Raw genomic sequence first — 25,692 nt, forward strand, 5'->3', positions numbered from 1 at the left:
CGATTGGCATTTAAGAATTATTTTTCAACCTGCTGCCTGTGTTACAATATTCCCATTGAATGGACGGATACTCCTTAAAAAATGGAGGAATGAGTATGGATACTCGACAGCTATCTTATTTCGTACAGGTTGCAAAGGATCAAAGTTTTACAGTGGCAGCACGGCACCTGCACCTATCACAGCCTGCACTCAGTAAAATGATCAAAAAGCTTGAGGAAGACCTCGGTGTTCAGTTGTTTGACCGGTCTGAACACAAAATGACATTGACCGATGCCGGAGAAAGGCTTTTTGAAGAAGGTCAAAAACTCCTTTCTGATATGGAAGCGATCACCGAGTCGATTCTGGATACTAAAAATCTAAGGACTGGAAATGTAAGTGTCGGAATCCCGCCGGTAATAGGCACGTGTTATTTCCCCCCGCTGATTGCTAACTTCCGCCATGATTATCCCGGGATCAATCTTTCGATTATTGAAAATGGAGCAGTGACTGTATATGAGATGGTGGAAAAAGGCTTTGTGGACCTCGGCCTTGTCATTTTGCCGGAGCTTTCAGACCGGATCGAATATATTCCGGTCACAGAGGATGAGGTCGTTCTCGTTGTCCATAATGACCATCCGCTCGCAAGCAAGGATAAGGTTTTATTTGAGGATTTAAAAGATGAATCCTTTGCACTTTTAGATGAAACATTTCTCCTCCACCACCATGTTATCAAGGCATGTCGGGAGGCCGGATTTGAACCGAATATCTACTTCAAAAGTTCGCAGTGGGACTTTCTAACTGAACTAGTTTGTCTTAACCAGGGAATCTCGATTTTGCCAAGGCCGATTCTCGCAAGATTCAACAGTCAGAACATCAAACAAATCCCTATCGAACATCCAGAATTGAAATGGCGGATTGCCATCATCCTCAAGAAAAACAGATACGTATCGTTTGCGGCAAAAAAGTTCATTGAATTTGTAAAAGAACACATCAAATAACGATATTTTTTTTCCCTGGGGAGTGCAAAGAATTCTTTGCACTCTGCTTTTTTATACTCTATAACCAAAAGTTATTATACATATGATTTATATGTATTTTATTTTATAGTTGATAACGCTTACATTAATGGTGTAGGAATTATCTATCATGTAGGGGGCGTACATTATGAATAGAATGGAAGGTAAAGTTGCTATCGTTACAGGAGGCGCAAGAGGGATTGGGCGCCAAATAGTGGAAACGTTTGCGCAAGAAGGTGCCAGGCTTATCTATTCTCTGGATATGGGGACTGGGGAATATGAACTGCCAAATGTACGACAAGTGCAGCTTAATGTAACAAATCGTGACCAGGTGGCGAAATTTGTCGAAGAAGTTAAAAACGAGTTAGGAACAATAGATGTACTAGTAAACAATGCGGGTATCACACGTGATGCATTGATTCAGAAAATGACTGAAGATATGTGGGAGGCTGTCATCAACGTTAACTTGAAAGGTGTATTCAACCTTACACAGGCTGTTGCGCCAATTATGATGGAAAACGGCAAAGGTTCAATCGTCAGTATTTCTTCAGTTGTTGGAGTATATGGAAATGTTGGCCAGACAAACTACGCAGCAACTAAAGCTGGCGTAATCGGCATGACTTATACATGGGCGAAGGAGTTCACACGCAAAGGCGCAGCAGTACGTTCGAACGCAATCGCTCCAGGATATGTAGAAACAGAAATGATGGCTACAGTGCCTGATAAGGTCCTTCAGCCAATAAGGGAAAAGACTCCTCTTGGCCGCCTTGGAAAGCCACAGGAAATCGCGAATGCAGTATTGTTCCTGGCCAGTGACGAATCAAGCTATGTGAACGGCCATGTTCTGGAAGTGACTGGCGGATTAAGACTATAACTCACCTTTTCTTTAGGACTTAACAAGAATACAGACAATGAGGTGTTTACAATGTCTTCTGTAAAAATCATTACATCAAAAGACGCAGCTAACCTGATTGCAGACAATTCCGTCGTAGGTCTTGGCGGATTTATCGGAACTGGTGTAGCTGAAGAAATTCATATGGAAGTTGAGAATAGATTCCTTGAACAAGGCAAACCTAAAAATTTAACACTGTTTTACGCAGCAGGGATTGGTGATGGAGCTAACCGAGGCATGAACCACTACGCTCACGAGGGGCTTGTTAAAAGAATAATCGGCGGACATATGGGGCTTGCTCCTAAGTTCCAGCCGCTTGTTGTCAATAACAAACTGGAAGCCTACAACCTTCCACAGGGTGTCATTTCGCAGATGTTCAGGGATGGTGCGGCTGGAAAGCCTAGAACGATTACACATGTAGGACTTGGCACATTTGTCGACCCTGATCTTGATGGCGGCAAGCTTAATGAAGTAACAAAAGATGAGATTGTCGAAAAAATCAATTTTGACGGCAGCTCTTATCTTGCCTATAAAACTCAAAAAATCAATATTGCTATTTTAAAGGGTTCAGAGGCAGATGAAAGCGGCAACATCAGCTTTTCAAAGGAACCGCTTACACTTGAAATTCTATCAATTGCAATGAATGCGCGCAATAGTGGCGGCAAGGTCATCGTACAGGTTGAAAAAATTGTTAAGAACGGTTCGATCGATCCTAAACTCGTTGCCATCCCTGGTATCTTTGTCGATTATGTAGTAGTTGTTGAAAATCCCGCAAACCATATGCAAACCTTTGGAAGCCAGCATAATGAAGACTTCTATCGCGGCGATGTGGTCCACAAGCAGTCGAATAAAGCCTATCCGCTTAACGAGCGCAAGGTGATTGCTCGCCGGGCAGCAATGCTGCTGAACGATGAAACTAAAGTGTTGAATTATGGCATCGGCGTTCCTGAAATCATCGCCCAGGTCCTAAAGGAAGAAGGCATGAACGAACAGTTCATACCAACTGTCGAGCCTGGCGCTATCGGCGGAACACCAGCAAGCGGCCTTGACTTCGGCTGCTCAGTCGGTCCGCAGGCGATCATTGACCAGCCATATATGTTTGATTTTTATGATGGCGGCGGCATCGATGCAGCCTTCCTTGGTCTCGCGCAATGTGATTCAAAAGGCAATATCAATGTTTCGAAGTTCGGGCCGAAAATTGCCGGCTGCGGCGGATTCATCAATATTACCCAGAACGCAAGGCAGATCGCCTTCTGCGGTACATTCACCGCAGGCGGCTTGAAAGTTCAGGCCGATGGCGGCAAGCTGGAAATCCTTCAAGAAGGAAAAGCGAGAAAATTCATCGAGGATGTTGAGCAAATTACCTTCAGCGGCGATGTAGCCCGAGAAAACAAGAAGAAAGTAATCTACATTACCGAACGTGCAGTGTTCGACCTTTTACCGGAAGGACTTACGCTCACTGAGATTGCACCAGGTATCAATCTTGAAAGTGACATCCTTTCCCATATGAATTTCAGGCCGCTGATTGCCAAAGACTTAAAGTTAATGGACAGCAGGATATTCATGAATGAGCCGATGGGTTTAAAAAATGAAGAAGCTGCAAGCTTCAGAAACATTGCAGCAATCTAACAAACTATTATTTGTGTATTAGAGAGGGGTTACCCGTATGGAGCTTTTCGTTATTCTTTTAGCGCTTGGATTATTGATGTTCACAGCTTACAAAGGATATTCAGTTATCCTGTTTGCACCGATTGCAGCATTGCTTGCGGTGCTGCTGACTGATCCGAGCCACGTGCTTCCTTTCTTCAGCAACATATTCATGGAAAAGATGGTTGGATTCATTAAAAGCTACTTCCCTGTTTTCTTGCTGGGAGCTATCTTCGGTAAAGTTGTAGAAATGTCAGGAATTGCCGAATCAATCGCCAAATCAATCATTAAATTGGTTGGCGGTACTCGCGCAATCCTTGCAATCGTGTTGATGGGCGCAATTTTAACATACAGCGGAGTAAGCTTATTCGTTGTCGTATTCGCCATCTATCCTTTTGCTAAAAACTTATTCAGAGAAGCGAACATTCCTAAAAGATTGATTCCTGGAACAATCGCGCTCGGAGCTTTTACATTCACAATGGATGCGCTTCCGGGTACACCGCAAATCCAAAACGTTATTCCGACAGGCTTTTTTGGCACAGATATTTATGCAGCACCTGTACTTGGTATCATTGGTGCGATCCTTGTTTTCGTTTTGGGTATGCTCTACCTTGAAACACTTAGAAAGAAAGCCGCCAAGCGAGGTGAAGGGTTTTATGGATTTGATAACGCTGAATCAGCTGCTGCTGCCGAGGCAGATGCACTTGAAGAAGGCGTTGCCAATATCGATATGACAGCTAAAACAAGCACAATAAAGGCAGTATTAGCATTTGTGCCATTAATTTTAGTTGGTGTCGCGAACAAATTTTTCACAGTGAACCTACCGAAATGGTATCCTAATGGTTTCGATTTCTCAAAGATTGGACTTGATACTTACGGAACAGTGCAAATGTCTGGAGTAGTCGGCATCTGGTCGGTTGAATTGGCATTGATCCTTGGTATCCTGGCTACTCTTTTATATGATATGAAGAAAGTTACTGGTGGCTTCAAGGTTGGCGTCAACACGGCCATCGGCGGAGCATTGCTTGCTTCCATGAACACCGGTGCTGAATATGGTTTTGGAGGAGTCATTTCTTCCCTTCCTGGTTTCTCAGTTGTAAGTAAAGGAATCTCTGCTACATTTACTGATCCGCTGATTAACGGAGCGGTTACAACCACTACGCTTGCAGGTGTCACAGGGTCAGCTTCTGGCGGTATGGGTATTGCTCTAAGCGCCATGGCAGATACGTATATGAAAGCAATTACGGAGTTCAACATTCCGCCAGAGGTTATGCACCGTGTCATTTCCATGGCATCAGGCGGTATGGACACACTTCCGCACAATGGTGCGGTCATTACATTGCTTGCCGTTACCGGACTTACACATAAGCAGTCTTACAAAGATATTTTCGCGATTACAATTATCAAAACATTGGCTGTATTCTTCATAATTGCAGTCTACAAGTTAACTGGACTAGTATAATAATAACAACAGCAAATGGGGAATATATCCCCCATTCTTATCTTGATTTCCGAAGGGGCAGTGAAAATGAAAAATACAATTGTCATTGCAAGCGCAGTAAGGACCGCAACTGGAGCATTTGGCGGAGCTTTTTCAAATGTTTCAGCAGTAGACTTAGGAGCAACAGCGATTAAAGCAGCTTTGGAAAAAGCGAATGTAAGCACAGATGCTGTCGATGAAGTAATCATGGGAAATGTCCTTCAGGCTGGTCTCGGCCAGAATCCGGCACGCCAGGCTGCTATGAGAGCAGGACTTCCTGAAACTTGCCCATCCATGACCATCAATAAACTATGCGGATCCGGTTTAAAAGCAGTACACCTTGCATACCAGGCTATTGCTGCGGGAGATGCTGACATTGTTGTGGCCGGCGGAATGGAAAATATGAGCCAGGCACCTTTCGTACTTAAAGGTGCGCGTGAAGGCTTCAAGATGGGTGACCAAAAGCTCGTCGATACTTTGCTTGGTGATGGCCTTGTGTGCGCATTCAATAACTACCACATGGGCATCACTGCTGAGAACCTTGCGGATAAATATGAAATCTCCCGTAATGAACAGGACGCATTCGCAGTAAAAAGCCAGAATAGAGCTGAGGCAGCGATTAATTCCGGACGCTTCGAGGATGAAATCGTCCCTGTTGCTGTAAAGCAAAGAAAAGGCGAGCCAATCATCGTCAATCAGGATGAGCATCCGAAATTCGGAAGCACTCTTGAGAAGGTTGGCAAATTAAGGCCCGCATTCAAGAAAGACGGCACTGTTACTGCAGCCAACGCATCTGGCATCAATGACGGAGCAGCTGCCGTTGTCGTGATGAGCGGCAAAAAGGCAAAAGAACTTGGTGTTACACCGCTTGTAACAATCAAGGCAAATGCCTCTTCCGGAGTCGATCCTTCCATCATGGGCATCGGACCAGTTGACGCTGTTAAAAAAGCGCTTAAAAAGGCTGACATGGAATTGACGCAAATTGATTTGGTTGAAGCAAATGAGGCGTTCGCTGCACAAGCCTTATCTGTCATGAAGGAGCTCGGCATGAGCGAAGAAAATGTCAACGTTAACGGCGGAGCGATCGCACTAGGCCACCCAATCGGCGCGAGCGGCGCGAGAATTCTTGTAACACTGATTCATGAATTGAAAAAGAGAGAACAAAAATACGGTTTGGCAACACTTTGCATTGGCGGCGGCATGGGTGTCGCGACAATCATCGAGAATGTAATAGAATAAGAATAAAGATCGGCAGTACTTCTGCAGAAGGAACCTTTATCAAGCCTATAAAAAAGCCTGTGGTACGCACCACAGGCTTTAATAGTATACTAGATTTCAAACTACATAATCTTCTGTTAATTTACTGCAGGCATTGGATAGATTCTGTAAGCATTCCATCCTGAGCTTCTCGTCACATATGAAATCATTAAGGAGTTCTTCTTCTAGCTTCAGCTGTATTTGATTAATTTCTTCCATGAGTCGCTCTCTTTTTTCAACCTCTGCTAAATGAAACTCAATCTCCCGCTCAAAGTACTCTACCGTTCCAAATAATACAGTCAATGATTCCTCCACCTTCCGTCAAATTTTTCTTAAAATCCCCCATCCTGAATTTGAACAAACCTGCCAAAAGGATTGTCTTTATTTGTCCTGTCAAGTCACTTAAGTATTATTTAACCTCTCTCAATGTTCGCAAACGTCAAATTCTGTTCTTTTTTGCAGTTTTGTGTTTTATTCTCAGCTGGTTAAAGGAATTGACGTGATGGAAAGCTTGACTTTAGGTAAAATCACCAAACAGGCCCAAATAAAAAATCCTCCAAAAAGATGGCGGATTTTTTTCGGCGAACGGTCAAAATAAACCCATTTACCTATCTGGTCATTACATCCGATCTTTTTTGGCAACCCGACGATCATAGCATAAACACCTTAGACTCGTGGCTTTGCGTCCTTACCTTTCGATAAGTTTGCCTTTTTCAGTACTAGTTAAAATATAAAACTTATGAACCATCAATACAACAAATTTCGTCATTAATCTACAAAAATGAGTATTTTTCCCTACATCCATATTATCAGCTTTATACATTTTATTGTAATTTTCTATTTGATTATTCGTTCAATAACAGTAGATTGTTTCCACACTGTAATATACCAGCAATCCAGATGTAAAAATTGCCTGATAGAATAAAAAGAAGAAGCTTTAATACAGGCGAATGGCAGGAGGATCCGTATGGAACAGCATGTTAAGATGTCGCTAGATGAATGGAAAGCAGAAATAGAAGGAATTTTGAACGAGATTGACGCAGAATACGATGAGGTTAAAAACGAGTTAAAGGTCTATACATATAAATACAACATCACAAAGCAGGTCGTCCAATCGACTGTGAATCCTGATTTGAATAGGAAAATCAGGGAGTTGTATCACCAGCCATTTGAACAGAAATTCAATGACTTAAAAGAGTACATCAAGGAGCTGGAAGAAAAAAAGCGAGTCTTCCAAATGTTTACCGATAAAATCGACAAAGTTACTGAAAAGGAAGAGACAAACCATTTAGCGATGGCACAGTCAGAATAGAATGAAAGCCTGGCTGAAGCGAGATCAGCCAGGCTTTCATTTTATTTTTCCCACCAGGAATCAAACATGGATGCAGGTACATGCCGCTTGTGTTCTGAGGCAAGGTATCTTCCTTCTATCTTCGCAGCATCCGCTTCTGCGATCTGCTTCCCTTCGAGGTAATCATCGATTGCTTCATAGCTCACTCCAAGCTCAGTCTCGTCGGCCTGAAGCGGTTTATTGTCGAGAAGGTCGGCTGTCGGTTCTTTCAGGTATAACCTAGGTTCCGCGTTCAAGGCTTTGAGTAATTCCCTGCCTTGTCTCTTATTCAGGCCAGTCAGCGGAAGCAAGTCTGCACCGCCATCCCCATATTTTGTGAAGAATCCTGTTACCGCTTCTGCAGCATGATCTGTACCGATCACCAGCAAGCCCTCCTGCCCGGCAATTGCATATTGGGTAATCATCCTCATTCTTGCCTTTGCATTTCCTTTATTAAAATCAGTCATCCGTTCGCCAATCGCTTCTTCAAATTGAGTATTGAACGTATCGACTGCAGGCTGGATGTTGAAAGTGAGCGTTTTATCAGGCTGGATAAAATTCAGCGCTCGCTGTGCATCGTCTTCATCCTTTTGGACAGCATATGGAAGTCTCACTGCCACGAATTTGGCCTGCGAACCTTCAGAGCGAAGTTCTTGCGCAGCCAGCTGAGCCAGCCTTCCTGCAAGTGTGGAGTCCTGACCGCCGCTGATTCCAAGTACGAATCCTTTGGCCTTAGATGCATACATATATTCCTTCAAGAAATCGATCCGCTTTCTGATTTCCTCTTGGGGATTGATTTGCGGCCGTACATGCAATGCTTCGATTATCTGTTTTTGCAAGCTCATTTTAAACCTCCTAAGTCACAATAAACTATTTATAAAAGAGCATAGCCCTTCTAAAGTTTAATGTCTAGATTTTAGTCAGGAAATATAACATCCCATCTTTAACTATACCGTTTTATTGAAAAATTAAACGTCCGCCGTTTAAAGACATAACAGTTTCCGGAAATTTTTCTTATTACACCACCGTTCAGAACATTTTGTCCTTGTGCACTTTTTTGCTAGACTATTACTAGACTAAAACATTAAATTGCTAAATCATATTGGAGGCTTTGCGGATGACAACTCATGAAAAATTCACAGGCTATTTTGGTACATATACAAAAGGCGAAAGCGAGGGGATCTATTCTTTTACCCTTGATGCCGCAAATAGGAAAATCATTGATGTGAAAGCAGCTGCTTCGCTTGAGAATCCAACCTACCTGGCTATCAGTGATGATAATCGCTTTCTTTATGCGGTTGGAAAGGAAGGTGGTTTAGGCGGAGTTGCAGGGTTTAATATTTCTGAATTCGGCAGCCTTTCATTGATTAATACTCAGCTTGCCGAAGGTGCGTCGCCATGCCATGTCAGCGTGAATAAGGAAAACAGCATGCTGCTATCGGCTAACTATCATAAAGGCTCTGCAGATTCTTATTTGCTTGACCGAGAAAGCGGCAGTATCGAGACAGTGTTATCAAGCGTCGTCCACGAAGGTTCAGGGCCTGATGAGCGTCAGGAAAAAGCCCATACCCATTATGCAGGTTTTACTCCTGATGGAAAATACGCAGCAGTCATCGACCTCGGCATCGACCAGCTGCTTACCTATTCACTCGATAACGGGCAATTAATCGAAAAGAGTATATTGCACATAGCGCCGGGAAGCGGTCCAAGGCATCTAGTTTTCCATCCGAATAACAAGATAGCCTATTTGATGACTGAATTCAGCTCTGAGGTTCTCGTTTTGAAATACCAATCCGAAGATGGAAGCTTCGAACAGCTTCAAGCTATTTCTACACTGCCTGGCGATTTCACAGAGAACAATCAGGGAAGCGCCATCCACATCTCTTCTGATGGAAAATTCGTTTATGCAGCCAACCGCGGCCATGACAGCATCGCCATCTTCAAGGTGGATTCCGAAAGCTTCAAGCTTTCATTTATCGAACACACATCAACCGAGGGCAACTGGCCAAGGGATTTTGTACTGGATCCAAACGAGAAATTCCTGATTGCCACAAACCAGAATTCCAGCAACGTCGCACTCTATTCCCGTGATGAGGAAACAGGGAAGCTGACCTTGCTGCAATCTGATGTGAAGGTCCCAGACCCAGTGTGCGTGAAGTTTTTAAATTACTAATTTTATAAATAAAGTTAAAAAAACTACTTTTAATGAATCAAAAATTTAATTAACCCAAATGAAAATAAAGATAGGGCAGATACTTCAGAAGTATCTGCCCTATCTTTATTTGTCGCTCGGGAACCTGACTCCCATTTGCCTTCTTGCTTCATCAAGGATTTTCATTGTAATTCTCGAGTTTTCAAGTGAGTTGTTCACTGATTCCTTCTTTCCTTGCTGGATCAAAGAGATGAACTCTTCAGCTTCATAAAACATATTGTCTGCAAGCTGTTCACGCGAAATGTCTTCTGTCCTGCCGTCACGATAAATGATATCCACTTTTTCTGGACTGCTGATTTTATCAATCCTGATGTTGCCATCCTCGCCATGGATTTCAGATGGCAGTGTAGAATCGGTGATTTTCGAGAACATGATGACAGCATCCATGCCATCGTATTTTAATAACAGGCTTCCTTCTCCGTCCACTCCTGATTCAAGCACATAACCGTTCGCCTGGACTGACTTCGGTTCTCCAAACAAGACAACGAGCGGATAGACGCAGTAAATGCCGATATCCATCAACGAACCTGCTGAAAACTCAGGATTGAAGGCATTCAGCACCGTTCCCTGTTTATACTTGTCATAGCGTGAGGAATACTGGCAATAGCTTGCGAAGTACCTCCTGATCGTGCCGATTTTATGCAGGTTTTCCTGGACAGCCTTGAAGTTGGCCATCAATGTTGATTTTAATGCCTCCATTAAAACGACATCGTTTTCTTTAGCCGCCTTGATCATGCTGGCTAATTCATCGCTATTGGATGCAATCGCCTTTTCGCACAGGACATGCTTGCCGTTTTCCATGAACGTTAATGCCTGACGGGCATGCAGTGAGATTGGGCTGGCGATATATACTGCATCTATCACGTCGCTCTTCGCCATTTCCTCCAGATCAGTAAAAGTGGAGCTCACATCGAATTTATCCGCGAACGCTGCAGCGCTCTCCTCTGTACGCGAATAAACTGCAGTCAGCTGGAAATCCTTATGATTGCATGCGCCGTTAATAAATGATTCTGTAATCCAATTGGTTCCTACTACTCCGAAACGTACCATCTTTCTCATCCTTTCAAATTGCAAAAGCTGAAGGCGATGCCTGCAGCTTACTTTTTTATATTATCGGAATGGGAGTTCAATCACAAACTTTGTCCCTTTTCCGTGTTCGCTTTCCACATGAATTTTTCCGTCATGCATCTGTACCAGCTGTTTGACAATGGACAAGCCGAGCCCGAACTCGCCAAACGGGTTGCTCGTCCTTGAGATGTCCGCTTTGTAAAAGCGATGCCAAATCTTTTCGATCTCCTCTGATTCAATCCCAATCCCAGTGTCCTCAATTTCAATCAACGTTTTGTTGCCGTCCAATTTTCCGCGGAGCCAAATCGTTCCGTTTTCGGTAAACTGGATGCTGTTTTTCGTGATATTGATCAGAATCTGGACGAGCCGGTCATAATCAGCATGCACCATCGCAGTTCCTTCAGCTGTAATTTCAATTTGATTATTACGCTCTTCCGCCTGCAACTCCAGCTGGTCTTTGATGATTTCAAGCACCTCAAGCAGATCTATATCTTCTTTAAAAAGCTGCACCTGATTTGAGCGGATTTTATCATAATCAAGATTCTCATTCACAAGCCTGATCAGGCGCTTTGTTTCCTGGCTGACGAGATGGATGCCCCTTTCTTTTTCAGCCTCTGGAATCATATCATTTTTCAGCCCTTCGATCACCCCGCTGATCGTCGTAAGCGGAGTCCGCAATTCATGGGAGACATCCGACATGAACTGGCGGCGGCGGTATTCAAGGCTTTCGATTTCAGACTTCGATTCATTAAGCTTGCTGACCATGCTGTTAAAATCATTCGCCAATTCGCCAATTTCATCAAAATCCGAGGGCGGAACTTTTACCGTATAATCGCCTGCTGAAACCATCGATGTCGCTTCCTGCAGCTTTTTGATTCTTTTGACATGGATGCGTGACAGCACCCAGCTCAACAGGAATGAGACGGCAAGCGCGATAAGAACAGTATAGAAAAGATACTTATTTATTTCGCCAATCATCTCCCGGGTACCGCTAATCGGCGAAGTGAGCAGGATACCGCCAACGAAGCGACCCTGGTCTAAATATGGCAATGCCACAAGGGTTACCGCTCTGTCATATCGTTCGAGATCATATTTCATGACAATTGGTTCACCGTTCGTGAGCTTTCTCCATTCCTTTTCGGTGAATTCAATTGCCGGACCCCTCCATCTGATTGGGTTCAGCAGCTGGATATTTTCATCAAACACGCTGAATTGGATGTCCCGTCCAAACAGAACACGTGCATATTGGTTAATAACCTGGTCAGGACGTTCACTTCCCCGGTCAAGATCCCTCAGGATATTTTCTCCGTATGAAATGAGCTCCTCTGTCTTGTTTTTATAGACGAGTGTCTCAACATACTGGGTGAACACAAGACTGAGAATCAGAAAAGCCACAATGATAATACTGATATGACTGATGAATTGCTGGTAAATATATTTAACCTTCATTCCCATCAACCGATTCATCAAATTTATAACCTACGCCCCAAACCGTATGGAACAGTGGCTGTTCAGGAGAACCAAGCTTCTTCCTTAGCCGCTTGATATGGACATCGACCGTCCGCTCATCACCATAGTATTGGTACCCCCATACACGTTCAAGCAGCTGTTCCCTCGTAAAAACCTGGCGAGGATGCTGGCCGAAAAACAGCAGCAGGTCAAATTCTTTTGGCGTCAGATTAGTGATCGATTTCCCATCGAACATCACTTCGCGCGTTTCCTTATTGATTTTCAGGAGGCTTGTACCGATTTCACCTTTTTCTTCAGGCTTATGCTTTTGATAGCGGCGGGCAACAGCTTTGATTCTTGCCATCAAGGCAAGTGGACTGAACGGCTTTGTCACATAATCATCCGCGCCCATCTCCAGCCCAAGAACCTGATCAGACTCACTGTCCTTCGCCGTCAGCATGATAATCGGAACATCGCTTCCTTCCTGTCTGATTTTTCTGCAAAGCGTAACCCCATCCATTCCAGGAAGCATCCAGTCGACGATCAGCAAATCCCAGCTGCCATTTCTATAAGCAGTGTATCCTTTCAGGCCGTCATTTTCGAATTCCCCTTCGATTCCTTCCTTCGAAAAGAACATCTCGATCATCGCACAGACACTTTCATTATCCTCAATGACTAATATTCTCACGGCTATCCCCTCTAATTCCGATATCTGTTATATATAAAATAAAGCTCCCATGAAACAGAATCAACTGATTAGGCCATTGTTACAGATTAATTAATGATTTGGTCATAGTTTGGTCATGATTTGATGAAAGCGGCATTGGCCACCTCTTTGCAGCGCAGCTCCGTATTATTGGTTACATGTATTCTCGCATTCTCTCAAATATGGGCACCTATACGGATTATTGGTGACCTCTTTTCTCGCAATCTCCTAAAAACGGGCGCCAATACGGCCCATTGGTGACCTCTTTTCTCATGTTCTTTCAAAAATGGACGCCAATACGGCTCATTGGTGACCTCTTTTCTCATGTTCTCTCAAAAACGGGCGCCAATACGGCCCATTGGTGACCTCTTTTCTCATGTTCTTTCAAAAAAGGGAGCCAATACGGCTCATTGGTGACCTCTTTTCCCGCTAACTCCTAAAAACGGGCGCCAATACGGCCCATTAGTGACCTCCTTTCTCGCATTCTCTCAAATATGGGCGCCAATAAACTCTTGTGAAATCACAACAAAGCCAGCTCATTGGCTGAGCTGGCTCAATAATTTAATCTTTTTTAACAGGCAGTCCTTCTTCTTCCCAGGCGGAGAAGCCGCCTTCGAGGTTGAGTACATCTTTGAAGCCGTTTTTCAGCAGCAGGCTTGTTCCGATTGCTGAGCGTGCGCCGGACTGGCAGTGAGCGATGATTTTCTTGTCCTTTGGAATCTCGTCAAGTTTGTCGGTCAGATTTCCAAGCATCATATGATGGGCGCCTGGGATATGGCCGCTGTCCCATTCGCTCTGGTTGCGGACGTCGATGACGAAGTAGTTGTCATCCTCCATCAGTTCTTTCGCCTTGCTGGCCGTGACATTCTTATATTCTTCCAGGTTTTGGCCGATTTCTTTTGGGTTAATGTAGCCGGTTACCTGGTCTAGCCCGATTGACTGCAGCGATTTTTTCACGTCAGCCAGCTTCTCAGGATCGGCAATCACGACAATATCCTGGTCGTAGCTTAATAGCCAGCCTGCCCAGTTTGTGAATGATTTATTGTATGGAATGTTGATGGTGCCTTCTGCATGGCCATCCGCGAATTCCTTTGCCGGGCGTGAATCAACAACCACTGCATTGCTGGCATCCGATAAAGAAACTTGAGGCGTTTCTTCACGGCGAAGCAATTCAGGGCCTGTTTTATTCAGCTTTTTCATCTGGGCAAAATACTTCGGAGGCTCAGGCTGCCCTGCCAGTAATTCATCAACGAACTTATCCTCTTCTTTGATTTGGAAAGCCCAGTTGAATTTCTTCTCATACCCTAAGGTCGACATCGGGACTGCTCCGAGTGACTTTCCGCACGCGCTGCCGGCACCGTGGGCCGGCCAGACCTGCAGAAAGTCTGACAGTTCTTCGACCTTGCGGAGCGATTCGAACATCTGCCGCGCCCCTGATTCGGACGTATCCTTAATTCCTGCCGCTTTTTCCAGAAGATCTGGACGGCCCACATCTCCTACGAACAAGAAGTCACCTGTGAAGATCCCCATCGGCTCATTGGCTCCGCCTCCCTTGTCCGTAAGCAGGAAGGAAATGCTTTCCGGAGTATGGCCAGGCGTGTGAAGAACTTCAAAATAAACATTCCCTATGTTAAAAGTCGAACCATCGGTAAGCAGCTCATGCTCATATTGATCGACATATTCATACTTCCAGTCCTTGTCGCCTTCATCTGAAACGTAAAGCTTCGCGCCATGGTGATGGGCAAGCTCCCTGGCTCCCGAAAGATAATCTGCATGTATATGAGTTTCGGTTGCACCAGAAATTTTCAAGCCTTCCTTTTTCGCAACATCAAGATAAGGCTGAATATTCCTTGCCGGATCGACTACAATCGCCTCGCCAGTTCTCTGGCAGCCGATCAAATAAGACATATGGGCTAGCTGTTCATCAAAAAAAGACTTGAAATACATTTAAATTCCTCCTCCATTTTCATAGCTATTGTATAGATACTATTTGCAAGTCTACTTCTTCTATACCCCGCACCATATATTTTAAAAGTCTTAAAAATTGCCAGGCGAGGGCGATGTCTCAAATACCATCCATTTTATACCTATAAGTGTATATTACTCTGTTAAATTTAACCTTACAAATAAAAATACCTGCTCCAATTTTGGAACAGGCTCGGCCATCTAATTAACCAACGGTTTTTTGACCATATACATATAAAGGAGGATCGAAACAGAAACAGACAGCGCAGATGCAATATAAATGCTGCCATATCCAAACATATGTCCAATTTGGCCAAAAGCCATGGCCCCGATTCCTACACCTAAATCAAAGAAGGAAAAGAATGTTGCATTTGCCATGCCTTTGCGGTTCATGGGAGCATCCTTAACTGCCCATGCCTGCAGAGCCGGTTGAACTGAGCCAAACCCAAATCCATACAAACCGGCAGCAATGAACATGACAAGGCTGCCTGGAAGCCATGCCAGCAAGATCATGGCCGCCATGATTAAAACTGCGCCAGGAATGAAGATCGCTCCGTGTCCTTTTTTATCATAGAGCTTGCCCGCAAATGACCGGGACAACATGAGGGTTATCGCAAAAATGAAGAAGTACCAATGGATTCCGCTGATGCCCTTCTGTGCTGTATAAAGCGGGAGAAATGACGCAATCCCGCCAAAGGTAATGGTAATGAATAATAATAATAAGGATGGCTGCAACGCCGTTTTTTCATAGACATCCCATTTGCGCCGTTCCAATTCCTTTTCGCTTTTCTCAACTTGTTTATAAGTGATTCTTGAAGCTGAAAGAAAGGCCGTCAAACCCAGCAAAGCACTAAATAAGAATAGCTGCTTAAACGTGATTACTTCTGCCAGAGCAAGGCCAAGCGTGGGGCCAAAAGCCAGAGCAATGTTACCGGATAGCCCAAAGTACCCCATTCCTTCTCCACGGCGCCGTTCAGGTATCAAATCGGTGGCGATTGTGCCTGATGCTGTAGTTGAGAATCCCCAGCCCACTCCCTGGACAACCCTCATCAAAAACAAGAAGGTTATTCCCATTGCAAAGCCAAAAGTACCTACAGATAAAACAAAGATCGCCAGGCCGGTTAGGTATATGAATCCTCTTCCCTTTGTTTCTAGCATGCGTCCCGCAAACGGCCGAACCAGCAAGGCTGAAAAGGTGAAGATCCCAACGACGAATCCAATTAATTGGTCATTTCCTCCCAAGTGCTCCACGAACAGGGGAATTGTCGGCAATGTCATTTGAAATCCTAGAAAGATAAAGAAGTTGGCGAGAAAAATGAGCTTAAAATCCTTGCTCCATATTTTTTCAGTGCCCGGTTTTTGTTGTGGGACTCCTGATTGATGTTCCATCTATATCCTTCCTTTCTGAACTCTATTTCTCTAATAGGCATAATGAAAGATTATGGCATAGGGGTTTTTACCTCTTTTACAATCACATGTTCAAAATTCTGTCATTTTGTTGTTTCTTTTTTGTGAATACTTTCACATACCCATCATTTATATTTCGGTTTCTGATATATTGTAAGTGTAATCAATAATTACTTATTTTTGAAGGGAAGCGATTTATATGTTCGCGAAATGGTTAAGAGAAAACAATATTGCTGCTGGCCTGTTGACTGTGATTAGGGTTTGGCTTGGATATAACTGGATGACTGCTGGATGGGGTAAACTGACTGGTGAAGGGTTCGACGCTTCTGGCTATTTGAAAAATGCCGTTGCGAATCCGGTAAAGGGTCCAGACGGAAACATGGTCTACGGATGGTATGTGAACTTCCTGGAAAACTTTGCGATCCCAAACGTCGATCTCTTCAACTTTATCGTTCCCCTTGGTGAATTCTTGATCGGTCTTGGTTTGATCCTTGGTGCACTGACAACTGCTGCGATGTTCTTCGGCTTAGTGATGAACTTCAGTTTCTTCCTTGCCGGAACTGTATCTCATAACCCAACTGACATCTTCTTCGGCTTTATTATCCTGTTCGCTGGCTACAATGCAGGAAAATACGGTTTAGACCGCTGGGTAGTGCCGTTCATCCGCAAAGCTGCATTGAAAAGGGAAACTGAAGCTGCACATAAAGCTGTGTAACTACTCTCGCTTCTAAAAGAGCCTGGCCAAACCAGGCTCTTTTTTGCTGCTTACTTTTAAGGAATGCATTCTATGAACCTATGAATTTTGATTCCAAGTTCTTCTATTGTTCAAAATCCTGTAAATATGTTTTGGCTAATTTGTGAACTGCGCTCTCCAGCCATCATTAAAAATAAGGTAAGCAAATATATTATAGTGTAATCAATAATTACTCATTCTTGAAGGGATGCGATTTATATGTTCGCAAATTGGTTAAGAGAAAACAATGTTGCTGCTGGACTTTTGACATTTTTACGTATATGGCTAGGTTATAACTGGATGACCGCTGGATGGGGGAAAATGACTGGAGATGGCTTCGACGCCACTGGATATTTGAAAAATGCAATTGCTAATCCGGTAAAAGGTCCTGATGGAAACATGGTTTATAGCTGGTATGTATCTTTCCTTGAAAACTTTGCCCTGCCGAACATCGAGCTTTTCAACTTTATCGTACCTGTTGGCGAATTCCTTGTTGGTTTGGGTCTCATCCTCGGATGTCTGACAACAGCCGCAATGTTTTTCGGCTTGGTGATGAACTTCTCCTTCTTCCTTGCCGGTACAGTATCCCACAATCCAACGGACATCTTCTTCGGCTTCATCATCCTGTTCGCTGGCTATAACGCAGGAAGATATGGTTTAGACCGCTGGGTGATTCCTTTTATCCGGAAAACTATTTTCAGACAAACAGCACCAGACAGTAAGTGAAATTTCACCTTTAAATAACACAATGATGAAACCCCATCCCCAAATATAATGGCGATGGGGTTACTTTTTTGCTCGGATTATCGATATTGTTGTTTATACCTGGAAACTCGTCTATAATTTTACATAATACGCGAACTTGAATTGGAGCGATTCCTTTGTATAAGATCGATGCTATCGATACCGTCCAGATTTTGAATAAAATCAATGAAAATATCTTAATAGCAGATGAAGAGTACAAAATTGTTTTTATAAATGATTCTGCAAAACAACTATTGGCTCAAATCGGACCTTATGTTGGAATCAATGATCCTGAGGATTTTCTGGGACAGAATATGGGAGAACTTCATGGCAGCCTCAAAAAGGAAAACCTGTCCAGTGGAAATTTCCCTCTCAAAGCAAGTATCATATTGTTCAATAAATTTTCCGCTGACATTTCAGTTAATCACTTAAAAAACGGTGATGGCGAAAATAATGGATACGTCCTTACCTGGAAGGATGTTACCGATTTTGAGGAAACCCTGGAGGAAAACAGGAAACAACTTCAGATCCTGGACATGCCGGTAATCCCATTATCAGTCGACTCAGCCGTTCTTATTCCAGTTATGGGCAAATTGACTGAAGACAGACTAACACTCCTGGAAGAAAAAATTTCATTATATTGTGGAGAACACGGAAATGAATTTGTCATTTTTGATTTTACCGGTGTGTCCCATGAACTTGATGCCTCTATTGCATTCCGCCTGCAGAAGGTAGTCAATGCGCTTAAACTTATGGGAGTGCAGTCTATTTATGTAGGAATCCGTCCCGAAATGGCCAAGTCGATTGTACTCGATGGATTGCGCGTTGACGTTCCAACATTCAACTCTTTTGTCCATGGCATTCGTTATGTGTGGAAAGAAACAGGGTATGAGCTTGTCAAAAACGAATTATAAGAGAGTTAACAAGACTTGGGTTGTAATAACCAAGTCTTTTCTTGTTTTATGGGGTTTACGTATTACGCTTTTACCGTTTTTCCTTCTCTCAGCTCATTTGGGGTAATGCAGGCTCGCTGCTTTTACCGTTTTTCCTTCTCTCAGCTCATTCGGGGTAATGCAGGCTCTCTGCTCTTACCGTTTTTCCTTCTCTCAGCTCATTTGGGGTAATGCAAACTTGCTGCTCTTACCGTTTTTCCTTCTCTCAGCTCATTCGGGGTAATGCAGACTCTCTGCTCTTACCGTTTTTCCTTCTCTCAGCTCATGTGGAGTAATGCAAACTCGCTGCTCTTACCGTTTTTCCTTCTCTCAGCTCATTTGGGGTAATGCAGGCTCTCTGCTCTTACCGTTTTTCCTTCTCTCAGCTCATTCGGGGTAATGCAGACTCTCTGCTACCTGTTCATCAGTGAGTCCCAAACTTAAAATCAGTGTCTATCTCCCAGTATTTTGTAATTGTATTCCCATTTTTGATTAAGAATCCTATTTGGACTTTTTCAGTATCATTTTCAAAGGTTAACATGCCATGTGGCAAATAATCGTATGTAAATCCGTTATTAAAGCTGAATGATCTCGGGCTTTCATTGATCTCTGAGATGATTCTTGTGATTTGTGATTGATTCTCAATCGTAACTGTAGTCTTACCCATGGTGGTAATTGTTAATTTCTCATACATGCCTGAAACAATTTTGTAATTATAAGCCCAATACAGAGTTACAAAGCAAGCAACGGCAATGAATAAGACTACTTTGAGCAATATTTTTCTTTTAATCATGACTCTCCCTCCTACTTAATTTTTGGTTCTGTAAAACTAGTCTGTTGATTTTCGCTCCAATCAACATGTGCTTAAATCAACATTGTTCAAAGCTTAATTTTAAAAAAAGACCAACCTGCAATGCAGATTGATCTTTCCCCGAAGTATTTACATAACGACAAGCTTGAAAATCGTCAGTCCAATTCCAATCAGGAAGCCGCAAACTGCTCCGTTGACCCGGATCCACTGCAGATCTTTTCCGATATTGTTTTCCATCATATCGATTAGCGTTTCGGTATCGAGCTTGTCTAGGTTTTCCCTCACAAGCTTGCCGATCTTGGAATGGTTTCTTTCAATTAACCCTGCAATCTTAGCATGGAGCCAGCTCTCGATTGCTGCAACTTTTTCATCGTCTTGCTTAATTTCGTTGATGAATTTTTTCACGATTGGAATCACCGAGTCATCCACAAAGCTGTCTTTTTCAATGAACTCGATGGCACGATCCTTTGCCTTTGCCAGGACACCCTTGATTTGTCCAGACAAGTCCATATCATCGACCATTTTATTTTTCCAACTCTGGATTTCGAGCATCAATGCTTCCCGTTCACTTATGCCTCCGAGCTCTTTGCGTACCTTTTCAAGAATCATATGCCTGTATTGATTATCGCTTTTCTTAAGATTGTTCATTCGTTTTAAAATGAAAGACTGCAGCATATTGCCGATTTTTTCTTCAGTGATCATATTGCTGAAGGATTGAATCGCAAATTTTAAAAGCCCGTCGGCTTGTGTAGTTTCGATTGCCTGCTTGCCCAGTTTGCCGAGAACCATTTTTGCTTCATCCTTTGCAGCCCATTTTTCAGTCTCTGTCAGGACATAGTTAAAAGCCGCTTCATCATATTCCTTCGCTAATACATGGCTTGAGGCTTTTTGAAGGAACACGGAAGTGTCTGCTGAAAGGAGGAAGCCTTTGATTTCTTGTTCAATGGACGGAGCGAATTTTTCAACTTCTACTTTCCTGATAACTTCAAGGCTGAAAGACTGAATGCTCTTTTTTACAGATTCTGAGTGCAATTCCTTTTCAACTGTTTCAAAAATCTTATCCAATATATGAATCTGCTTGAATTTATCCATGATGCTTTCTTTCGTAAGCCAATCATTCTCAAGCATATTGATTAACGCGCGTGTCACCTTATCACGATTTTTAGGCAGGAGCGCGGTATGTGGGATTGGGATGCCAAGCGGATGCCTGAACAGTGCCGTGACGGCAAACCAGTCTGCAAGTCCACCCACCAATCCAGCTTCAAAACCTCCCATCAGCAGTTTGCCGATCAGCGAGTCCTGAAATGGAATCGTCGCAATAAAGCCAGCTCCCATAATAGCTAGTGAAATGGCTGCCAGATGTCTAGATCTCTTATCTCGTTTATTCATAATTCTCCCTCTGATACTGTTTGTTTGTCCTCATTCCTGTGGCATGGAAAAAAAGGAATCTCTTTTAATATATTAACCAATTTACAGGGAGTAAAGCTATAAAAAAGAAAAGTCCCAGGAGATACGCTCTCCTGGAACTTGATTTCCATCTTATTTCATCCACTCTGGCTTTCCGAAGCCTTTGAATTCTTCATCGATTATTTTTTGAAATTCATCGGATTCTACAACCTCTTTAATATCTTTTGCAAATTGCGCGCTTTCATCTTTTGTATTGATGACCACGCGATTGCGGTACTGGTCTGGCATGTTTTCGAGCTGAAGGGCATCAAGCAGGTCCATCTTCGCGGCAAGTGCAAAGTTACCTGGAACAGCAGAAAGGTCGACACTGTCTACTGCTCTTGGAAGCTGCGCTGCTTCAATTGGCTTGAATTGCAGTTTTTTTTCATTTTCTTTTACATCCTTCTCAGAAACAGTAAGTGGATCAGCATTAGGATCCAGCTTTACTAAGCCAGCGTCCTCAAGGATAAGGAAAGCACGAGCTGCATTTGTCGGATCATTCGGAATCGCGATAGCAGTCCCCTCTGCTACTTCATCTAGAGAGTTGAATTTCTTTGAATAGATTCCCATAGGCGCGGTCGGCACTACGATGACCTCTGATAGCTCGAGTTTATGCTCTTTAGCGAAATTCTCCATATACACTTTATGCTGGAAAAGGTTCGCATCAAGATCGCCTTTAGATAAAGCAAGATTTGGCTGGATGTAATCGCTGAATTCGACTACCTTCACTTCATAGCCTTTTTTCTCAAGCAACGGCTTGATTGCTTTTGTAACCATGTCACTGTAAGGACCGGAAGTAGCACCGAAAGTCACTTCTTTCTTGTCTTCCTTTGCTTCGCTATTTGACGCTGAATCACTTCCGCAAGCCGCAAGCAGTCCGATTGATAACAACAAGAATAATGAGTAAAATAGTTTTTTCATTTTAATTAACCCCCATATTTTTTTATCTTTTATCTACTAATCTTGCAATTCTGTCCCCGCCGAATTGAATCAACTGGACTAGGCAAATCAGGATAATAACAGTCGTGACCATGATTGTATTGTCGTATCTGTAATATCCGAAGCGGATTGCCAGGTCACCGACACCGCCGCCGCCGACTATTCCGGCCATTGCAGAATAGGCAACCAAACTGATGATCGTAATAGTTATCCCCTGGACGATTCCCGAGCGTGCTTCGGGAATCAATACATCTTTTATGATCATCCAGGGTGTCGCTCCTGTCGCTACGGCTGCCTCAATTACACCCTTATCGATTTCTCGGAAGCTTTGCTCTACGATCCTTGCAAAGAAAGGGATCGCCGCTACTGATAATGAAACGGATGCGGCTGTCGGCCCGATTGTCGTCCCCGCGATTAGGTTTGCCAGCGGCAGCAGTGCAATCAACAGAATGATAAATGGGACCGAGCGAATCATATTGACGATGAATCCTGCAACACTTTTAAAAATCTGATTTTCGAGGAACAAGCCTTTATCTGTGACAAATAGCAGTACACCTGTCGGCAGTCCCACAATGATCGCGACAAGGATTGAAATCCCGACCATGTACACCGTCTCAAAAAACGCTTTGTTTAGCTCCGGCAATAAGGTAACCAGACTTTCAGGCAGCATCATCAATCACCTCCAGATTTTTCGTTCTCGATGCGATATAAGCGATCGCCCGTTCAAGCTCTTGTTTATCGCCCGAAACCTCCATAATGAATATCCCTAGTGGAATGTCTTGAATATACTCAATTTTTCCGTGAAGGATATTTCCTTTTACCTTGAATCGCTGGAAGACATCCGAGATCACACCTTGCTCGGCAATCTCACCCTGGAAATAAATCTTAATGAGCTTGCCATCTCGCTTTTCCAGCAGCCTTTCTGGAAGTTCGAACTGAAGGATCGAGTTCACGAAGTCTTGTGTAAGAGTCTGCTGTGGATTGGCAAACAGATCATAAACATTGCCTTCTTCGATGATTTTGCCATTTTGCATGACAGCCATTCTGTCACAGATGGTCTTGACTACTTCCATTTCGTGCGTAATCAGGACAATCGTGATGCCAAGTTCTCTATTAATCTTTTTTAGTAAAGACAATATTGACCTCGTTGTGCTTGGGTCCAGGGCAGACGTAGCTTCATCACATAACAGCACCGATGGATTATTGGCAAGTGCCCTCGCAATACCGACACGCTGTTTCTGTCCCCCTGATAATTGAGCTGGATGAACATCCTTCTTGTCAGAAAGTCCTACCATGTTTAGAAGCTCCAGGACCCTTTCCGTTATTTCCGCTTTGGGTGTTCCTGCAGCCTTCAGAGCAAACGCGATGTTTTCACTTACTGTCTTGGCGCTCACGAGATGGAAATGCTGAAAAATCATCCCGATCTTCAATCGTGCTTTCCTTAGTTCACTCTTGTTTAACGAAGTAAGCTCGACACCATCAATCAAAATTTCTCCTGAAGTTGGCTTTTCAAGGAGATTAAGACATCTCAGCAAAGAACTTTTTCCAGCGCCACTGTAACCAACAATTCCATAAATCTCACCCTTTTCTACTCTTAAGGAAACTTGGTCAACACCGGTTACGGACCCTTTTTTCGTTTCATATACCTTGACCAATTTTTTTACTTCAATCATGCTTTGCACCTCCAGCTCATGGTTACGAATTTAGATATAATAAAAAATGCCTCTTTCATTCATAGAAAGAGGCATCGTAAATATCTATACGACTTATCTCTCAGAATGAAAACATTCTGCAGGAAGTGGCACCTTTCCAAATTGGAGGTTGCCGGACGTCATAGGGCCTAATCCCTCGGTCTCTCTTGATAAGTAACTTATTAAATTAATTTTGATAATTGAAATCATAAAACCTTCTGATTTGTTTGTCAACAAGCATTTTACCAACTTTTTTAAATGGTATCGCTTTCATTGTTGCAGGAGTAAGCGAAAGTTTTTTTCTGAATTCAGCTTAATTTGGTTATTAAACTAGATTCTCCCCTTAAAGAGTTTCTTATAAATTAAGCTCTGTTAAACACGGCTGTTGATTTTCGTTCCAGTCGCTTCGCTTTCCGCGGGGCTGGCGCTGAGCCTCCTCGTCGCTTTGCTCCTGCGGGGTCTCACCTGACCAGCAGCGCCCGCAGGAGTCTACGCGCCTTCCACTACAATCAACAGGGTTTAAAAATCAACATTCAGCTTTAACACAGCCATAAATTAAGAAAAACCCCTGATTAAGATAAAACAAGGGCTCCATACACTAGTGCTCCTGCGATGACATAAGCAGGATGCACTTTCAATTTTTCCATCAGGACAAAGCTTATGCCTCCGATCAGTATTGTCTGCATCAGGCCTACGCCTTCATAGGAGGAGAAAAAGAAGTCATAGGTCATGACTCCGAGCAGCACGGCAATGACTGGGCGGACGACAATCGTCAGTCTCTTGACCCGCGGAGAATCTTTGAATTTCATCAGCAGGCCGAGCAAGCCGATCATGAGGATTAGTGAAGGAGCTACTGCGGCAAATATACCTACTGCAGCACCGACAATTCCACCCTGGGCATAGCCGATATAGCCTGCCATTTTCGTGGCGATCGGGCCTGGCAAAGCGTTTCCCATTGCGAGAACTTCACTGAATTCATTGACCGTCATCCATTCATAACGGTCAACAACTTCATTCTCGATTAACGGAATTGAGGCTGGTCCTCCTCCATAGCCCAAAATGCCGGGAATAAAAAATGCCATGAAAATCTTAAAATAAATCATTACTATTCCCCTCCAGCTTGTTCACTTTTTGAGGGAGAAGCATCTCTCTTCAACAGGGCACCAACCAGCAAGACAAAAATTAAGATAGCAGGATGGACATTCAGGAATTGAAGGAGAAGAAGGCTGCCAGCCAGCGCAACAAACGTCCAGCCCCACCCCAGTTTCGACTTGCCCGATTTCTTGATAAAATCCCAAGTCAGGACTGCAAGCATGACAGCAACGACTGGAACTACAGCCTCAGCCATCCCATTTACCCATGGTTCATCCTTATATGCATTCAGTACCGTCAGCAGGAGAATCATCAGGATGATAGTGGGGACGATCGTAGCCAATAAGGCATTGACCATACCGAAAATTCCGCCTACCCGATAGCCGATATAACCGGCCATTTTCGTGGCGATCGGCCCTGGCAAAGCATTTCCGAGCGCCAGGATATCACTGAATTCATCGGAATCCATCCATTGATATTTTTCGACAACTTCCTTATGTACCAGTGGAATGGACGAAGGTCCTCCGCCGTAGCCAAGGATTCCCACACGAAAAAACGCCAAAAATATATCCGCCTGTTTCAATACTTCACCTTCTCTTCTGTTATTAAGCCCCAAAGCAATCGCTTTCTATAACCCTATTTTCTATTATCTTATTATAGACTCAAATGGTCATTGCTGCATGACAAAAACAAGACAAGCATGGCTAGTTTTTTGTTTTAGTCCCAGATTCAGATGATTTAATGCTCATTTTTTGGTTAAGTTAACTGATAATCTACTAATAAAATTTTCATTGGCGAAAGAATGATCTTATCGAGCAAAATTATATTGGCGATAACTTCATTTTATTAAGGACGAGTTTTTTTCTAATTTGCTTAAATACTATAAAAAAGTATCA

Annotated in this window: 25 protein-coding genes and 2 riboswitches; of the genes, 10 read left to right on the forward strand and 15 right to left on the reverse strand. The window is 43.3% G+C overall.

Annotated elements, in window-relative coordinates; all coding sequences use genetic code 11:
- Window positions 1–95: 95 nt before the first annotated feature.
- The 5 genes from M3204_RS06295 (at window position 96) to M3204_RS06315 (ending at window position 6,253) form a co-directional block, all read left to right on the forward strand.
- Window positions 96–977, forward strand: a complete 882-nt coding sequence (locus tag M3204_RS06295) for a LysR family transcriptional regulator (protein ID WP_251479706.1) — start codon at window positions 96–98, stop codon at window positions 975–977.
- A gap of 166 nt (window positions 978–1,143) precedes the next feature.
- Entirely contained in the window at window positions 1,144–1,869 is a 726-nt protein-coding gene (locus M3204_RS06300; RefSeq protein ID WP_251479710.1) for a beta-ketoacyl-ACP reductase, read from the forward strand.
- 51 nt (window positions 1,870–1,920) lie between these two features.
- Window positions 1,921–3,516, forward strand: coding sequence for an acyl CoA:acetate/3-ketoacid CoA transferase (locus tag M3204_RS06305; RefSeq protein WP_251479712.1), 1,596 nt, complete (start codon window positions 1,921–1,923; stop codon window positions 3,514–3,516).
- Window positions 3,517–3,553: 37 nt separating this feature from the next.
- Window positions 3,554–4,996, forward strand: a complete 1,443-nt coding sequence (locus M3204_RS06310) for a GntP family permease (RefSeq protein ID WP_251479715.1) — start codon at window positions 3,554–3,556, stop codon at window positions 4,994–4,996.
- 66 nt (window positions 4,997–5,062) lie between these two features.
- On the forward strand, window positions 5,063–6,253 hold the full coding sequence (locus tag M3204_RS06315) for an acetyl-CoA C-acetyltransferase (protein ID WP_251479717.1): 1,191 nt from the start codon (window positions 5,063–5,065) through the stop codon (window positions 6,251–6,253).
- A 96-nt stretch (window positions 6,254–6,349) separates the two neighbouring features.
- Here the strand turns inward: M3204_RS06315 and M3204_RS06320 are convergent, their stop codons facing one another.
- On the reverse strand, window positions 6,350–6,574 hold the full coding sequence (locus tag M3204_RS06320) for a hypothetical protein (RefSeq protein ID WP_251479720.1): 225 nt from the start codon (window positions 6,572–6,574) through the stop codon (window positions 6,350–6,352).
- Window positions 6,575–6,748: 174 nt separating this feature from the next.
- Window positions 6,749–6,925, reverse strand: a complete 177-nt coding sequence (locus M3204_RS06325) for a hypothetical protein (RefSeq protein WP_251479723.1) — start codon at window positions 6,923–6,925, stop codon at window positions 6,749–6,751.
- A riboswitch (cyclic di-GMP riboswitch) is annotated at window positions 6,906–6,990 on the reverse strand. (Overlaps the previous gene by 20 nt.)
- A gap of 248 nt (window positions 6,991–7,238) precedes the next feature.
- Between M3204_RS06325 and M3204_RS06330 the strand changes: the two genes are divergently transcribed.
- Window positions 7,239–7,583, forward strand: a complete 345-nt coding sequence (locus tag M3204_RS06330; protein ID WP_251479726.1) for a hypothetical protein — start codon at window positions 7,239–7,241, stop codon at window positions 7,581–7,583.
- Between the two features lie 41 nt (window positions 7,584–7,624).
- On the opposite strand, the gene nadE is transcribed toward M3204_RS06330, so the two are convergent.
- Complete coding sequence (gene nadE / locus M3204_RS06335; protein ID WP_251479729.1) at window positions 7,625–8,446, reverse strand: ammonia-dependent NAD(+) synthetase; 822 nt, start codon at window positions 8,444–8,446, stop codon at window positions 7,625–7,627.
- Window positions 8,447–8,712: 266 nt separating this feature from the next.
- Between nadE and M3204_RS06340 the strand changes: the two genes are divergently transcribed.
- Complete coding sequence (locus tag M3204_RS06340) at window positions 8,713–9,774, forward strand: lactonase family protein (RefSeq protein WP_285857068.1); 1,062 nt, start codon at window positions 8,713–8,715, stop codon at window positions 9,772–9,774.
- Between the two features lie 105 nt (window positions 9,775–9,879).
- Here M3204_RS06340 and M3204_RS06345 read toward each other — a convergent pair whose 3' ends face one another.
- The 5 genes from M3204_RS06345 to M3204_RS06365 all read right to left on the reverse strand — a co-directional run bounded on the left by M3204_RS06345 (window position 9,880) and on the right by M3204_RS06365 (window position 16,390).
- Window positions 9,880–10,863: a Gfo/Idh/MocA family protein gene (locus tag M3204_RS06345; protein WP_251479735.1), complete on the reverse strand. Its 984-nt coding sequence runs from the start codon at window positions 10,861–10,863 to the stop codon at window positions 9,880–9,882.
- 60 nt (window positions 10,864–10,923) lie between these two features.
- Window positions 10,924–12,330 (reverse strand): sensor histidine kinase, encoded by a 1,407-nt coding sequence (locus M3204_RS06350; RefSeq protein WP_251479946.1) that lies wholly within the window; start codon window positions 12,328–12,330, stop codon window positions 10,924–10,926.
- A complete protein-coding gene (locus M3204_RS06355; RefSeq protein WP_251479739.1) occupies window positions 12,320–13,018 on the reverse strand; it encodes a winged helix-turn-helix domain-containing protein in 699 nt (232 codons plus the stop codon). The genes M3204_RS06350 and M3204_RS06355 overlap by 11 nt, the downstream gene beginning before the upstream one ends.
- Before the next feature lie 579 nt (window positions 13,019–13,597).
- Entirely contained in the window at window positions 13,598–14,983 is a 1,386-nt protein-coding gene (locus tag M3204_RS06360) for an MBL fold metallo-hydrolase (RefSeq protein WP_251479742.1), read from the reverse strand.
- A 219-nt stretch (window positions 14,984–15,202) separates the two neighbouring features.
- Complete coding sequence (locus M3204_RS06365) at window positions 15,203–16,390, reverse strand: MFS transporter (protein WP_251479745.1); 1,188 nt, start codon at window positions 16,388–16,390, stop codon at window positions 15,203–15,205.
- A 217-nt stretch (window positions 16,391–16,607) separates the two neighbouring features.
- On the opposite strand from M3204_RS06365, the gene M3204_RS06370 reads away from it, so the two are divergent.
- The 3 genes from M3204_RS06370 to M3204_RS06380 all read left to right on the forward strand — a co-directional run bounded on the left by M3204_RS06370 (window position 16,608) and on the right by M3204_RS06380 (window position 18,799).
- Window positions 16,608–17,123, forward strand: a complete 516-nt coding sequence (locus M3204_RS06370; RefSeq protein ID WP_251479746.1) for a DoxX family protein — start codon at window positions 16,608–16,610, stop codon at window positions 17,121–17,123.
- A gap of 237 nt (window positions 17,124–17,360) precedes the next feature.
- Window positions 17,361–17,867, forward strand: a complete 507-nt coding sequence (locus M3204_RS06375; RefSeq protein WP_251479749.1) for a DoxX family protein — start codon at window positions 17,361–17,363, stop codon at window positions 17,865–17,867.
- A 155-nt stretch (window positions 17,868–18,022) separates the two neighbouring features.
- On the forward strand, window positions 18,023–18,799 hold the full coding sequence (locus tag M3204_RS06380; protein WP_251479752.1) for a PAS domain-containing protein: 777 nt from the start codon (window positions 18,023–18,025) through the stop codon (window positions 18,797–18,799).
- Window positions 18,800–19,241: 442 nt separating this feature from the next.
- Here the strand turns inward: M3204_RS06380 and M3204_RS06385 are convergent, their stop codons facing one another.
- The 7 genes from M3204_RS06385 to M3204_RS06415 all read right to left on the reverse strand — a co-directional run bounded on the left by M3204_RS06385 (window position 19,242) and on the right by M3204_RS06415 (window position 25,379).
- Complete coding sequence (locus tag M3204_RS06385) at window positions 19,242–19,610, reverse strand: hypothetical protein (protein WP_251479754.1); 369 nt, start codon at window positions 19,608–19,610, stop codon at window positions 19,242–19,244.
- A 147-nt stretch (window positions 19,611–19,757) separates the two neighbouring features.
- Window positions 19,758–21,017 (reverse strand): DUF445 domain-containing protein, encoded by a 1,260-nt coding sequence (locus tag M3204_RS06390; RefSeq protein ID WP_251479755.1) that lies wholly within the window; start codon window positions 21,015–21,017, stop codon window positions 19,758–19,760.
- A 150-nt stretch (window positions 21,018–21,167) separates the two neighbouring features.
- Window positions 21,168–21,995, reverse strand: a complete 828-nt coding sequence (locus M3204_RS06395; protein WP_251479758.1) for a MetQ/NlpA family ABC transporter substrate-binding protein — start codon at window positions 21,993–21,995, stop codon at window positions 21,168–21,170.
- A 22-nt stretch (window positions 21,996–22,017) separates the two neighbouring features.
- On the reverse strand, window positions 22,018–22,683 hold the full coding sequence (locus tag M3204_RS06400; protein WP_251479949.1) for a methionine ABC transporter permease: 666 nt from the start codon (window positions 22,681–22,683) through the stop codon (window positions 22,018–22,020).
- On the reverse strand, window positions 22,673–23,686 hold the full coding sequence (locus M3204_RS06405; protein WP_251479761.1) for a methionine ABC transporter ATP-binding protein: 1,014 nt from the start codon (window positions 23,684–23,686) through the stop codon (window positions 22,673–22,675). Before M3204_RS06405 ends, M3204_RS06400 begins: the two co-directional genes overlap by 11 nt.
- Before the next feature lie 90 nt (window positions 23,687–23,776).
- Window positions 23,777–23,881: riboswitch (SAM riboswitch) on the reverse strand.
- 395 nt (window positions 23,882–24,276) lie between these two features.
- The gene (locus M3204_RS06410) at window positions 24,277–24,807 is read right to left on the reverse strand and encodes a chromate transporter (RefSeq protein WP_251479763.1); all 531 of its coding nucleotides are present in this window, start codon (window positions 24,805–24,807) and stop codon (window positions 24,277–24,279) included.
- Between the two features lie 2 nt (window positions 24,808–24,809).
- On the reverse strand, window positions 24,810–25,379 hold the full coding sequence (locus M3204_RS06415) for a chromate transporter (protein ID WP_251479768.1): 570 nt from the start codon (window positions 25,377–25,379) through the stop codon (window positions 24,810–24,812).
- Window positions 25,380–25,692 lie beyond the last annotated feature (313 nt).

Source organism: Mesobacillus subterraneus (assembly GCF_023715485.1).
In the GTDB taxonomy this organism is placed as follows: Bacteria; Bacillota; Bacilli; order Bacillales; family Cytobacillaceae; genus Mesobacillus; species Mesobacillus subterraneus_B.

Coding starts and splice junctions, on each gene's coding strand:
- M3204_RS06360 (WP_251479742.1), bottom strand. CDS start 14,983: ATGTATTTCAAGTCTTTTTTTGATGAACAGCTAGCCCATATGTCTTAT.
- M3204_RS06395 (WP_251479758.1), bottom strand. CDS start 21,995: ATGAAAAAACTATTTTACTCATTATTCTTGTTGTTATCAATCGGACTG.
- M3204_RS06390 (WP_251479755.1), bottom strand. CDS start 21,017: ATGAATAAACGAGATAAGAGATCTAGACATCTGGCAGCCATTTCACTA.
- M3204_RS06330 (WP_251479726.1), top strand. CDS start 7,239: ATGGAACAGCATGTTAAGATGTCGCTAGATGAATGGAAAGCAGAAATA.
- nadE (WP_251479729.1), bottom strand. CDS start 8,446: ATGAGCTTGCAAAAACAGATAATCGAAGCATTGCATGTACGGCCGCAA.
- M3204_RS06315 (WP_251479717.1), top strand. CDS start 5,063: ATGAAAAATACAATTGTCATTGCAAGCGCAGTAAGGACCGCAACTGGA.
- M3204_RS06310 (WP_251479715.1), top strand. CDS start 3,554: ATGGAGCTTTTCGTTATTCTTTTAGCGCTTGGATTATTGATGTTCACA.
- M3204_RS06365 (WP_251479745.1), bottom strand. CDS start 16,390: ATGGAACATCAATCAGGAGTCCCACAACAAAAACCGGGCACTGAAAAA.
- M3204_RS06400 (WP_251479949.1), bottom strand. CDS start 22,683: ATGCTGCCTGAAAGTCTGGTTACCTTATTGCCGGAGCTAAACAAAGCG.
- M3204_RS06410 (WP_251479763.1), bottom strand. CDS start 24,807: ATGATTTATTTTAAGATTTTCATGGCATTTTTTATTCCCGGCATTTTG.
- M3204_RS06350 (WP_251479946.1), bottom strand. CDS start 12,330: ATGAAGGTTAAATATATTTACCAGCAATTCATCAGTCATATCAGTATT.
- M3204_RS06385 (WP_251479754.1), bottom strand. CDS start 19,610: ATGATTAAAAGAAAAATATTGCTCAAAGTAGTCTTATTCATTGCCGTT.
- M3204_RS06375 (WP_251479749.1), top strand. CDS start 17,361: ATGTTCGCAAATTGGTTAAGAGAAAACAATGTTGCTGCTGGACTTTTG.
- M3204_RS06370 (WP_251479746.1), top strand. CDS start 16,608: ATGTTCGCGAAATGGTTAAGAGAAAACAATATTGCTGCTGGCCTGTTG.
- M3204_RS06300 (WP_251479710.1), top strand. CDS start 1,144: ATGAATAGAATGGAAGGTAAAGTTGCTATCGTTACAGGAGGCGCAAGA.
- M3204_RS06405 (WP_251479761.1), bottom strand. CDS start 23,686: ATGATTGAAGTAAAAAAATTGGTCAAGGTATATGAAACGAAAAAAGGG.
- M3204_RS06325 (WP_251479723.1), bottom strand. CDS start 6,925: ATGATCGTCGGGTTGCCAAAAAAGATCGGATGTAATGACCAGATAGGT.
- M3204_RS06295 (WP_251479706.1), top strand. CDS start 96: ATGGATACTCGACAGCTATCTTATTTCGTACAGGTTGCAAAGGATCAA.
- M3204_RS06345 (WP_251479735.1), bottom strand. CDS start 10,863: ATGGTACGTTTCGGAGTAGTAGGAACCAATTGGATTACAGAATCATTT.
- M3204_RS06305 (WP_251479712.1), top strand. CDS start 1,921: ATGTCTTCTGTAAAAATCATTACATCAAAAGACGCAGCTAACCTGATT.